This is a genomic window from Photorhabdus machadonis (genome assembly GCF_052657765.1).
Window position 1 is genome coordinate 3062227 of sequence record NZ_CP199761.1, and the last position, 12617, is coordinate 3074843.

The 12617-nt window shown below is 49.0% G+C and carries 8 protein-coding genes and 2 pseudogenes; 9 read left to right on the plus strand and 1 reads right to left on the minus strand.

Annotated elements, in window-relative coordinates; all coding sequences use genetic code 11:
* Nucleotides 1-25: 25 nt before the first annotated feature.
* The 5 genes from tnpC to ACUN2T_RS14450 all read left to right on the plus strand — a co-directional run bounded on the left by tnpC (nt 26) and on the right by ACUN2T_RS14450 (nt 6413).
* A complete protein-coding gene (tnpC, locus tag ACUN2T_RS14430; RefSeq protein WP_445493703.1) occupies nt 26-1510 on the plus strand; it encodes an IS66 family transposase in 1485 nt (494 codons plus the stop codon).
* Between the two features lie 122 nt (nt 1511-1632).
* Nucleotides 1633-5268 carry an RHS repeat-associated core domain-containing protein gene (locus ACUN2T_RS14435; RefSeq protein ID WP_445493704.1) on the plus strand — a complete coding sequence of 1212 codons (3636 nt, stop codon included), beginning with the start codon at nt 1633-1635 and terminating at the stop codon, nt 5266-5268.
* Nucleotides 5268-5618 (plus strand): hypothetical protein, encoded by a 351-nt coding sequence (locus tag ACUN2T_RS14440; protein WP_112896979.1) that lies wholly within the window; start codon nt 5268-5270, stop codon nt 5616-5618. The genes ACUN2T_RS14435 and ACUN2T_RS14440 overlap by 1 nt, the downstream gene beginning before the upstream one ends.
* 281 nt (nt 5619-5899) lie before the next feature.
* Nucleotides 5900-6190 (plus strand): TNT domain-containing protein, encoded by a 291-nt coding sequence (locus ACUN2T_RS14445; RefSeq protein ID WP_445493705.1) that lies wholly within the window; start codon nt 5900-5902, stop codon nt 6188-6190.
* 28 nt (nt 6191-6218) lie between these two features.
* Complete coding sequence (locus ACUN2T_RS14450; RefSeq protein WP_445493706.1) at nt 6219-6413, plus strand: hypothetical protein; 195 nt, start codon at nt 6219-6221, stop codon at nt 6411-6413.
* 101 nt (nt 6414-6514) lie between these two features.
* Here ACUN2T_RS14450 and ACUN2T_RS14455 read toward each other — a convergent pair whose 3' ends face one another.
* Nucleotides 6515-6589 carry a DUF7706 family protein gene (locus tag ACUN2T_RS14455; RefSeq protein WP_445497880.1) on the minus strand — a complete coding sequence of 25 codons (75 nt, stop codon included), beginning with the start codon at nt 6587-6589 and terminating at the stop codon, nt 6515-6517.
* Between the two features lie 2907 nt (nt 6590-9496).
* Here ACUN2T_RS14455 and ACUN2T_RS14460 point away from each other — a divergent pair.
* The 4 genes and pseudogenes from ACUN2T_RS14460 to ACUN2T_RS14475 all read left to right on the plus strand — a co-directional run.
* A pseudogene (locus tag ACUN2T_RS14460) lies at nt 9497-10414 on the plus strand (RHS repeat domain-containing protein); the annotation flags it as partial.
* Between the two features lie 5 nt (nt 10415-10419).
* Nucleotides 10420-10737 (plus strand): hypothetical protein, encoded by a 318-nt coding sequence (locus ACUN2T_RS14465; protein ID WP_445493707.1) that lies wholly within the window; start codon nt 10420-10422, stop codon nt 10735-10737.
* Nucleotides 10738-10847: 110 nt separating this feature from the next.
* Nucleotides 10848-11621, plus strand: a pseudogene (locus ACUN2T_RS14470) (RHS repeat domain-containing protein); the annotation flags it as partial.
* A gap of 410 nt (nt 11622-12031) precedes the next feature.
* Entirely contained in the window at nt 12032-12460 is a 429-nt protein-coding gene (locus ACUN2T_RS14475; RefSeq protein WP_445493708.1) for a hypothetical protein, read from the plus strand.
* Nucleotides 12461-12617: the final 157 nt, after the last annotated feature.

Genomic DNA, 12617 nt, shown 5'->3' on the forward strand with positions numbered 1-12617 from the left:
GGGAATTATCCGGTACACTGTCTGCATGACGCTCAATGACTTAATCGCGCTGGATGACCCCGGCCAGTTCCGCCTGCGGGCACTGGCGCTGCTTCAGCAACAAGGTGATTATATTCGCCAGCTGGAAGACGCCCTGAAACAGGCGCAACGCTGGCGTTTTGGTGCGCACAGCGAAACCCTGCCTGCCGGTCCCAAACGCAGTCAGTTTGAGGAAGATGCCGATACCGATATCGCGGTGCTGGAAACCCGGCTGTCACGCCTGCATATCAAGGAAAACGCGCCCCCGGCCCAGCCTAAACGTCAGCCTTTGCCGGCGACTTTACCCCGTGAAGATATCCGGCTGGCGCTGGAGACGGAGAGCTGCCCGGATTGCGGTCATGCTCTGCGCTTTTTACGTGATGAAATCAGTGAGCGGCTGGAATATCGCCCCGCGACGTTTGTTGTCCGGCGTTATGTCTGTCCGCAGTACAGCTGCGCGCGCTGTCAGTGCGTGCATGCTAAAGCCCAACCCGCCCACCTGATTGAAAAGGGCATTCCAGAGCCGGGGTTGCTGGCTCAGGTGGTGGTCGCCAAATATCGTGACCACCTGCCGCTCTACCGTCAGCAGAAAATCTATGCCCGCAGTGGTGTAACCCTGGCCCGCAGCACCCTGTCGGACTGGGTGGGGCAGGTGGCTGTGGCGTTGCAACCGTTAGCCGATGCCTTGAAGCAGACGCTGCTGACGTCCCCGGTGCTGCATGCCGATGAGACCCCGTTGCCGATACTGGCCCCGGGAAAAGGCCAGACCCAGCGCGCCTATCTGTGGACGTATGTCACCGGCCCCGATACCTCGCCGGCAGTGGTGTACTATGAGCTGCATCCCGGCCGCAGTGGCCGTTATGCCCAGAGCCTGCTGAAAGACTGGTCGGGCGGCACGTTGGTGACGGATGACTATGCCGGTTACAACGCGCTGCATGCCCGGGCGGATATCACCGAAGCGGGTTGCCGGGCTCACGCCCGCCGCAAATTCTTTGACCAATACAAAGCGAGCCAAAGTCCGGTGGCGAAACAGGCGCTGGATGGCATTCGTGACCTGTACAAGCTGGAGCGAAAAATCAAACACCGGCTGCCGGATAAACGGCGTCAGTGGCGACAGCGTTATGCCCGGCCGTGGCTGAATGAGTTCCGGTCCTGGTTGCAGACGACTCAGGCCCAAACGGCACCCAACTCCGGGTTACGCAAAGCGATAGATTACACGCTGAAGCGCTGGCCGGCGCTGGTGTGTTATCTGGATGACGGGCGGGTGCCGATAGACAACAACCGGGCGGAGAATGCGGTCCGGGGTGTGGCGCTCGGCCGAAAGAACTGGCTTTTTGCGGGTTCACTGCCCGCGGGGCAACGGGCGGCCATGATAATGAGCCTGCTGGAAACCGCCAGAGCCAACGGACATGAGCCCTGGGTCTGGTTACGTGATGTCCTCAGCCGGCTGCCTGACTGGCCGAACAATCGGTTGAATGAGCTGTTGCCCTAGCCTGAGAATCCCTTCCGTTAACATCCCATTTTGTTGTTATCTGACAACGCAAGGTGAGATGACCGGACTCTTACAAAAAAACCGGCAAAGCAACCGAGACAACGCCCAGTGCCAGTGACCCGGTGGATGTGGCGACCGGCGACTTCTTACAGGTCTGGCCGGTGCTCGCCCTGCCGGGGCTGTTGCCGCTGGCGCTGAACCGGGTGTATCGCTCGACGGCGAACTTTTCCGGGCTGTTCGGCCCCAAATGGGCGGATGACTGGTCACAACACCTGAGACGGGACGGCGAGGAGACCCATTTCACCGACGCAGAAGGCGTGATTTACACCTTCCACACCCCGACAGAACACGTTTTCTCGGTCAACCTGTATGCCGGTCATTATCTGCTGTACGGGCAACTGAGCGGTGAACTGCACCTGTTTAACCGCCGCACTCAGCACACCCTGAGTTTTACTCAGAGACAGGGCGATAAACGTTGCCTGTCAACGACAGAAGACCGCAACGGCAACCGGACCGTGTTTCGTTACGATGAGACCGGCCGCCTGGCGGATATCGTCCATGCCGACAGCGCGGAACTGGTGTTGCACTATGAACACCGGCAACTGACCGCCATTGACTGGCTGCATCAGGGGCAGCGCCAGCGACTGGTCACCTGTCGCTATGACAGCCAGGGTTACCTGGCAGAATGTGAGTCGTTTCAGTTTAATCATTTGTGGCATGAATACAGCCCGCCCGGCTACATGACCCGCTGGCATGACACCGATAAAACCGACGTGACCCTGCATTATGACACCCGGGGCCGGATAACCGCGCTTACCACCCCGCAAGGCTACTGGCAGGACCGTTTTGACTATGATGACGAACATCGGGTGACCACCTATTTTGATGCCGAAGGCGGATGTACCCGGTACGAATATAACGCGGACGGGCTGGTCACCCGGGCAATTAACCCGCTTGGTCATGAAACCCTGACCCGGTGGGACTTTGGTCACAAAGTCGCGGAAACCGACCCGCTGGGCCGGACTGCCACATTTGAATACAGCCCGTACGGGGAACTGATGCTGTTCACTACGCCGGCGGGAGACAGCACCGCTTACCACTACGACGAATACGGACAGCTAACCCGGCTCACACCACCGGACGGGGAAAGCTGGCGATTTCACTACAGCGACCGGGGTAATCTGGACGCGGTCACCGACCCGCAGGGCCGGCGGGAAGAGTTCCGGCACGGGGAGCACGGTGAAATCCTGCGCCATGTCCTGCCCGATGGTCGCCACTGGCATTACAGTTATGAACAGCAGCAATTAAGTGAAGTGATTGCCCCGAACGGTTGTGCCACGCAACTGGCCTCTGACGGACTGGGCCGGCTCCTGAGCGTCACCGATGCCCATAACCAGCAGACCCGCTATCACCACAGTGCCTTTCATGCCAGCCCGGCGGGCAGTGTCAGTGAAATCCACTTACCGGACGGGGTTCGCCAGACGATTGACTACGACAGTGAGCGGCGCGTATCAGCGGTGACCGACGGTGCCGGGCGCACCACCCGGTATACCTATGACGCCTTTGACCTGTTGAGCCGCGTCACCCGCCCGGATGGGACGGCCCTCACCTTTGCCTACGACAGACTGACCCGCCTGACCGCGGTGACTAACGCCACTGGCGAGACCTACCGTTACACCCGTGACCGGGCCGGGCGGATTATCGGTGAAACTGATTTTACCGGGCGCACGATTCAATATCAGTACGATAACGCCGGACGCCGCATCACCGCCCGTTACCCGAATAATCAACTCTTACGCTGGTGCTACACCCCGGAAAACCGCATTACCCGGCAGGAAGTCTGGCAGGAAGAAGATGAACAGTGTCAGCGGGTTTCGGTCACAACATACGACTATAACGACACCGGCCAGCTTATCCGCGCCACCAACCCGGATGCGGTGGTGGCATTTGAATATGACAAATCGGGCAACCTGACGGCAGAGACGATTAACGGGCGGACGGTGACCCATGAGTGGGATACCCTGAGCGGTTTACCGGTCAGCCGGCAGGGGAACAACCTGCCGGCCCTGCGCTGGGACTATGGCCCGCCCGGTCAGGTCACCCGTTTTGGGTTGGAAGGCCACGCGCCGCTGGATATTCAATATGACGGCCTGGGACAGGAAACCGTGCGCCGCAGTGACGCCGGCTTTATTCAGGCGCAATATCACACGCCTGCCGGGTTGCTGGCGCATCAGGCGGCCGGCCGCAATTCCGCACGATTCAGGCAGGCATTGCAGGAAGCCGACCCGCATCATCCGCCGTTTGGCAGTGAAGTGAACCGTCACTGGTATTACACGCAGGCGCACCATGTCGAGTGCATAAAAGACGACCGCTGGCAGGAAACCCGTTACGGGTACAACGCCAACGACCAGATAGTGGCGGCTATCTTTAGCGGCACCCCCTGGGCGCGTGAAGAGCAGTTCATTTATGACGCTAACCAGAATATCGGTCACTACCAGCGAATACCGGAATATATGAACGAACCGGTGCGTCAGGAATATCAGGAGTATCAGGCGGCCCGGATGGAACGCCGTGGAGATAACGCCTTCCGCTATGATGAAAATGGCCGAATGGTGGAAAAAACCGTCCATAAATATCAGTACCGGTCAAGGACATTCTGTTACCACTGGGATGCGCATAACCAGCTGACCGGGTTTATCACGCCGGAAGGGACCCGCTGGCGCTATCGCTATGATGCCTTTGGCCGGCGTATCAGTAAACGCAAGGAAGTGGACAGCACGCTGGAAGCCACCAACCTGAAACGGTGGCTGGACGGACTGCCGGACCTGACACTGAAACCGACGGCGATTATCGGATACGATTACCTGTGGAGTGGTGACCAGCTGATAGAAGAGACGCCGGTGTATGCAGACGGCACCGTGGGATATGAGCACAGCATTCACTGGTTATATGAACCGGGAAAACTGACCCCCTCGGCGCGTTATGAACAGGGGCAACTGCACTATGTGGTCAGTGACCATCAGGGAACCCCGCGGGAAATATTAACGGAAGCAGGAAAACTGGCCTGGGCCGGGCGGCTGTTCACCTGGGGCGAACCGGAGTTCTGGACTGTTTCAGTGCGGAAAGAGGAAACGGTCAGCTGCAATCTTCGGTTCTGTGGACAGTACGAAGATGAAGAAAGCGGTTTATTTTATAATCGGTTCCGGTATTATTCGCCAGAGACGGGACAGTACCTCTCGCCTGATCCGCTCGGGCTAAATGGGGGTCCGAACCCGTATTCGTACGTCCATAATCCGGCGAACTGGATTGATCCTCTAGGATTGGCGGGTTGTGATCCTACTGGATACCATAAACGCAAGGCCCTTCGAACAGATGTTTATAATGCTCAACGTCCTACGGCTGGTCGTCATGCAACAAAACATATCAACGCAAAAGATATTAATGAAGCTAAAAATCTGAGTGTAGGTAAAGGAAGCTTAGATAAAAGACCTGAAGCATCTTATTTACCGGAATATGCAAGTAAGGTAGCTGGCTTTGAGAAACAAGCTGCATATGGAGCTATTCGCAATGGCCATGCTTTTGACCACGGCGGAACTCGATTCATGTTCTATAAAAACCCTACCGGTCATGTTGGGTATAATGAAGGGCAATTAACCAATTGGGTAAGAATCGAAATGACGAATGCCCCTATTCCTACTATTCACAGTTTCCCGGCATCGTTGGAACAAGTCGGAAAATACATTCCCGGAGTTCGTTAATGAAAAAAGATATATGGAAGAATATTCAGCCCTTGAGAATACCTAGTAGGTGGGTAATTGATGTAAATAATTTCTATGACTATGAACCTACTAAAGAAAATATGGATTGGTTCTATGGATCAATTTTGATTAGTGGACATAATTCTCTTGATGGCCTTTGCTTTGATTCACGGTATGAACCAGAAGGAGATCCTAACGGTTTATTTGTATTAGATTTTTTTATCATAAAAACAAATAAAAAGACAGGAAAAACAGAAGAGGAAAAATTCCTAGGCAGTAAGCAAACAAGAGATAAAGCCAAGTTCATTAACATACTTGAAGAATTTATGTTTACTGGAAAATATGAATAGTTAAATTTAAAGCCGAAAAGATCCCCGAGATCTTTCCGGCTTTGTTATTTTTATACTTAAAATGTAATGTTCCGGTGAACTCACCTTGCGTGGTCAGATAACAACAAAATGGGATGTTAACGGAAGGGATTCTGACCCATTGGGGTTAGCTGGCGGAGTAAATCTTTACAGTTATGTGTCTAATCCGGTGAGTCTTGTTGATCCACTGGGGCTAACTAACCTCCCTGTACCGTATTGGCCATCCTAATGATGGTGCATTTGGACCTGTAAAGAATACGATTTTGGAACTAGGAACTATAATAGATCGCTATGGATATACAGGAGGATATTATACATCACCTATTGGTACACCGTATTCTATGCGAGCTCTTCCACCTGGAACTGATGCAATGAAACCATATTCTATTTATAAGGTGATGAAACCAATCTCTAATGTATCAGAAAGCAAAATTGCTCCGTGGTTTGGAGAAATAGGGCTTGGTACGCAATACAAACTTGAAAAGTCTGTACAAGAATATTTAGATTCTGGTCATTTAATAGAAGTAGATAAAAAAGGTAATAAATGTGGATAAGAATAGTTTAATCAGGACCTTGTCCTCTATGAAAATACCTAAAGATAGTTATTCTATTGATTCAATAGAGAATGAATCTCTTTGCTTGATAAAAGACGGTATATTGTGGTCTGTCTTTTATAGTGAGCGTGGTCAGCAATCTGGAGAAGAACATTTTAACCAAGAAGAAGCTGCTTGTGAGGCTTTTCTTCAAAGATTAAAAAAAATGCTAGGTTTAAAGTGAAAAATAAGGCCGGAGAGATCCTCCGGTCTTTTTATTCTCTACCGTGGCGAATACCCACAATAAGTCAAGGCGGATTGAAACTTAGAGATCGCATCTTTGGTCTAATGCGCTTCCTCGTCATTCGCTGTACAGGCGCGTATCTTCGCCCAGTTCAGCCGCTTAACCAGTTGGGCCAAGGCCAGCGTTCAATGTGGGTTAAATGTACTTCCTTTTTTGTGGACAATATGAAGATGAAGAAAGTGGTTTATTTTATAAAAGGACAGTTAATGGCATTTAATAGAAAATCATTAACCATTAATCGCAAGTTGAAAAGGAAACACACGTAAAAAGATATTATCCAAATAGATGGGTAGTAAAGCGCTTTCTCGCCGATTATTTAACAGCGTCAGTAAAGATAAAATAAATATGATCTGCGTTCATTAAACATAATCCAATGATGATTAAACTTAACAAAAAACCAGTATTAAAAAGGGTAGAAACAACAGTTAAAACTTTATACCGATTAAAACCAAAAGTTAAAAAAATGATTTTTAATAGTAGCTTAAACCCTGCCCATCATAAAACTCAGGGGGGATTCACTTTATGTTTAGTTCATTTATACGCGATTCTATACCCCACTTATTTTACATTTTCCTGAACTACCTAATCATTTAAAAATGCGAATGCCAACGCATTAAAGCTTTTATATCAAGGACGGATTTAACTCAATAAATACCACTTATCAAAAGGACAATTAATTACATTCAATCGAAAATCATTATCCATTAATCGCAAGTTAAAAAGAAATCGCATGTAAAAGGATATTATCCAAACAGATGGGTAGTAAAACGCTTTCTCGCCGATTATTTAACAGCGTCAGTAAAGATAAAATAAATATAATCTGCGTTCATTAAACATAATCCAATGATGAGTAAACTTAATAAAAAGCCGGTAGTAAAAGGGGCAAAAACAACAGTTAAAAAGTTATACCGATTAAAGCCATCCGTTAAAAAACAACGTTTAATAACAGGTTGAATCCTGCCCATTATAAGCCTCTGAACTGGTTCACACTTTTTTACCCTGTCCTGTTTAATTCATTTATCCGCGATTCTATACTCCACTTATTTTACATTTTCCTGACCTGCCTAATCATTTAAAAACGTGAATAACAAAGTATTAAAGTTTCATATCAAGGGCAGATTTAACTCAATAAATGCACCTTTCTAAAAGGACAGTTAATGGCATTCAATCGGAAATCATTAACCATTAATCGCAAGTTGAAAAGAAATCGCACGTAAAAAGATATTATCCGAATAGGTAGGCATTAAAGTACTTTCTCACCGATTATTTAACAGCATCAGTAAAGATAAAGCGAATATGATCCCCGTTCATTAAACATAATCCAATGATGATTAAACTTAACAAAAAATCAGTATTAAAAAGGGTAAAAACAACGATTAAAAATTTATACTGCTTAAAACCATCAGTTAAAAAAATAACTGTTAATAACCATTTAAATCCTGCCCGATGGTCGCCACTGGCATTACAGTTATGAACAGCAGCAATTAAGTGAAGTGATTGCCCCGAACGGTTGTGCCACGCAACTGGCCTCTGACGGACTGGGCCGGCTCCTGAGCGTCACCGATGCCCATAACCAGCAGACCCGCTATCACCACAGTGCCTTTCATGCCAGCCCGGCGGGCAGTGTCAGTGAAATCCACTTACCGGACGGGGTTCGCCAGACGATTGACTACGACAGTGAGCGGCGCGTATCAGCGGTGACCGACGGTGCCGGGCGCACCACCCGGTATACCTATGACGCCTTTGACCTGTTGAGCCGCGTCACCCGCCCGGATGGGACGGCCCTCACCTTTGCCTACGACAGACTGACCCGCCTGACCGCGGTGACTAACGCCACTGGCGAGACCTACCGTTACACCCGTGACCGGGCCGGGCGGATTATCGGTGAAACTGATTTTACCGGGCGCACGATTCAATATCAGTACGATAACGCCGGACGCCGCATCACCGCCCGTTACCCGAATAATCAACTCTTACGCTGGTGCTACACCCCGGAAAACCGCATTACCCGGCAGGAAGTCTGGCAGGAAGAAGATGAACAGTGTCAGCGGGTTTCGGTCACAACATACGACTATAACGACGCCGGCCGGCTTATCCGCGCCACCAACCCGGATGCGGTGGTGGCATTTGAATACGATGAATCGGGCAACCTGACGGCAGAGACGATTAACGGGCGGACGGTGACCCACGAGTGGGATACCCTGAGCGGCTTACCGGTCAGCCGGCAGGGGAACAACCTGCCGGCCCTGCACTGGGACTATGGCCCGCCCGGTCAGGTCACCCGTTTTGGGTTGGAAGGCCACGCGCCGCTGGATATTCAATATGACGGCCTGGGACAGGAAACCGTGCGCCGCAGTGACGCCGGCTTTATTCAGGCGCAATATCACACGCCTGCCGGGTTGCTGGCGCATCAGGCGGCCGGCCGCAATTCCGCACGATTCAGGCAGGCATTGCAGGAAGCCGACCCGCATCATCCGCCGTTTGGCAGTGAAGTGAACCGTCACTGGTATTACACGCAGGCGCACCATGTCGAGTGCATAAAAGACGACCGCTGGCAGGAAACCCGTTACGGGTACAACGCCAACGACCAGATAGTGGCGGCTATCTTTAGCGGCACCCCCTGGGCGCGTGAAGAGCAGTTCATTTATGACGCTAACCAGAATATCGGTCACTACCAGCGAATACCGGAATATATGAACGAACCGGTGCGTCAGGAATATCAGGAGTATCAGGCGGCCCGGATGGAACGCCGTGGAGATAACGCCTTCCGCTATGATGAAAATGGCCGAATGGTGGAAAAAACCGTCCATAAATATCAGTACCGGTCAAGGACATTCTGTTACCACTGGGATGCGCATAACCAGCTGACCGGGTTTATCACGCCGGAAGGGACCCGCTGGCGCTATCGCTATGATGCCTTTGGCCGGCGTATCAGTAAACGCAAGGAAGTGGACAGCACGCTGGAAGCCACCAACCTGAAACGGTGGCTGGACGGACTGCCGGACCTGACACTGAAACCGACGGCGATTATCGGATACGATTACCTGTGGAGTGGTGACCAGCTGATAGAAGAGACGCCGGTGTATGCAGACGGCACCGTGGGATATGAGCACAGCATTCACTGGTTATATGAACCGGGAAAACTGACCCCCTCGGCGCGTTATGAACAGGGGCAACTGCACTATGTGGTCAGTGACCATCAGGGAACCCCGCGGGAAATATTAACGGAAGCAGGAAAACTGGCCTGGGCCGGGCGGCTGTTCACCTGGGGCGAACCGGAGTTCTGGACTGTTTCAGTGCGGAAAGAGGAAACGGTCAGCTGCAATCTTCGGTTCTGTGGACAATATGAAGATGAAGAAAGCGGTTTATTTTATAATCGGTTCCGGTATTATTCGCCAGAGACCGGGCAGTACCTCTCGCCTGATCCTCTGGGGTTAGCCGGAGGAGTAAATCCTTACAGTTACGTGCATAATCCGGTGAGTTTTGTTGATCCACTGGGGTTAGCAGCAAGCAGTTTGACTCCACCACAAAAACGCCAGCTGGAAATGTTAAAAATTAATGAAGGATATAATATTAGCCCTAAATCATGGGATGCTTACCCTGCGATTGGACGTGATGGAACATTTATTAGTGATAAACATGGAGTCATGAAGTATTTTTACAATGCAAAAGGGAAAAATGAAATAACCATAACCAAAGCTAAGGCGATAGCTATTGAAAAAAACATGGGGTTAAATGAGGGCTCATTGTTAGAAGGATTTAAGGTAAGAAAAGTGTCTAATATTCGAGAACTAATGCCAAGAAGCCCATTATCAGGTAATGATTATTTTAAAGGCCCTGGGCAACATCTTCCTAGTGGTGCTCCTGAAATGGTTATCAATTCAATTCCAACAGTTGATAATAATATTATCAATACCATTCTTACTGTAAATGTTAGGTAAATGATATGTCTTTTACGATATTAATTACTGTAATAGATGCCAATCGTATATTGGCAAAAGTTACCCATAATGAGTGTATAAAATCTCTTGAGTCCATTGGGTTTAAGAAAGAAAACGGATATTATGAAATTAAATTCAATAATGAAGAAGAAAAAATAAAAATTCTAAAAGAATTGAATGACATGGGAGCTTTTTTTTCTTTTGGGTACGGATGGTATCCATCTGAGGTCATGGCATACTTAAAAGGACAGGGAAAGATAGACTTTAGGTATAAAGTGATTTCTTGGAAAAATCCAAATGAATTTGAAATAAGCGAATATTAATAATTCCTTATTCGCAAGAATGACGCAGGGAAAAGGCAGAATTCAATCTGCCATTTTCCTACACATAGATGTTATCTGTTTGTCAAGTAACTACAAGTGAACCGGTCCTTCAGGAATATCAGGAGGCCCGGATGGCCTGCCGGGGAGATAACGCCTTTCGCTACGATGAAAACGGCAGAATGGTGGAAAAAACCGTCCATAAATATCAGTACCGGTCAAGGACATTCTGTTACCACTGGGATGCCCATAACCAGCTGACCGGGTTTATCACGCCGGAAGGGACCCGCTGGCGTTATCGCTATGATGCCTTTGGCCGACGCAAAGAAGTGGACAGTGCACTGGAGGCCGCCAACCTGAAACGGTGGCTGGACGGACTGCCGGACCTGACACTGAAACCGACGGCGATTATCGGATACGATTACCTGTGGAGTGGTGACCAGCTGATAGAAGAGACGCCGGTGTATGCAGACGGCACCGTGGGATATGAGCACAGCATTCACTGGTTATATGAACCGGGAAAACTGACCCCCTCGGCGCGTTATGAACAGGGGCAACTGCACTATGTGGTCAGTGACCATCAGGGAACCCCGCGGGAAATATTAACGGAAGCAGGAAAACTGGCCTGGGCCGGGCGGCTGTTCACCTGGGGCGAACCGGAGTTCTGGACTGTTTCAGTGCGGAAAGAGGAAACGGTCAGCTGCAATCTTCGGTTTTGTGGGCAATATGAAGATGAAGAAAGCGGTTTATTTTATAATCGGTTCCGGTATTATTCGCCAGAGACCGGGCAGTACCTCTCGCCTGACCCTTTGGGGTTAGCCGGAGGAGTAAATCCTTACAGTTACGTGCATAATCCGGTGTCGTGGATTGATCCGCTGGGATTAGCAGGCGGGGTTGGGAATAAAGGGGAGCCTACCCAAAAATCACCATCAGACTTTGCTAGAAGCTGGCAAGGACAAGGCGATTATCCCGGCGTTGATCGTTTCCGAGATATCACAGTCAAGAAAGGAACAATATTGATGGCAGGTGCACCAAGCCAAGGAAGTTTCTACACAACCGTTAGAGCGGTTGAGAGGAGCGGATATTCTAAAGAAGGTGTGTTTAAAGGATTACAGGTAATACCTCATAAAGATTTCGGATATAGGCCAGGTATGACAGCCTATAGAGTTCTGGAAGATACACCTGCTGCCTTTGGTATAGTGAGAGCTAACCCTCATGCTGGTCCCGGTGGGCTACCTCAAATAGTTATTGAAAAATACGATGGGATTTTAGAACCTTTATATTCGGTGAAGTTAAAATGATATACGCTAATGGTAATGTGAACTTGAATGGAATAATAATTACTCCATTAATTAAAAAAGATGTTTTTCTAGAAAAAACATCAGAACTTAATCCAGAAAGAATTTATCTTTTTGAAAGCAGAATACGTTACTCCATGGATAACATATTGTTTTTAAATGTAAATTATATTGTCAGCGCTGTTTTTCAGGATGAATTTCTCATTTATATTGAATTGCTTCCATTCGATAAGGAGATAGAAAATAAAATCAATGTATTTACCAATGAAAACCAAATGAGAAATAAATTAATCAATGATGATTTATTAAAATCACTATTTGGTTCATCAGAGAAACTTTATTTTCCATGGGGAAGTATTGAGTCTATAGCAGATACTAGATCAGGTATGTCATACATATCTATTTCTTATAAAAACAGTAATCACTAAGTCAGATATGAATAGTCGGGAAGATCCTCGTGATCCTTCGGCTTTTTATGATAGCCCCTATCAGTGCAAGCATCCGATAATTAACGCTTGCATCTACTTTCAGTTCTGCGGGCAGTATGAAAAAGCGGTTTATTTTATAATCGGTTCCAGTATTATT

Bases quoted from the DNA above. Each gene is read 5' to 3' on its own strand.
- ACUN2T_RS14440 (WP_112896979.1), top strand. From the start codon at position 5,268: ATGAAAAAAGATATATGGAAGAATATTCAGCCCTTGAGAATACCTAGT.
- ACUN2T_RS14475 (WP_445493708.1), top strand. From the start codon at position 12,032: ATGATATACGCTAATGGTAATGTGAACTTGAATGGAATAATAATTACT.
- ACUN2T_RS14465 (WP_445493707.1), top strand. From the start codon at position 10,420: ATGTCTTTTACGATATTAATTACTGTAATAGATGCCAATCGTATATTG.
- tnpC (WP_445493703.1), top strand. From the start codon at position 26: ATGACGCTCAATGACTTAATCGCGCTGGATGACCCCGGCCAGTTCCGC.
- ACUN2T_RS14450 (WP_445493706.1), top strand. From the start codon at position 6,219: ATGAAAATACCTAAAGATAGTTATTCTATTGATTCAATAGAGAATGAA.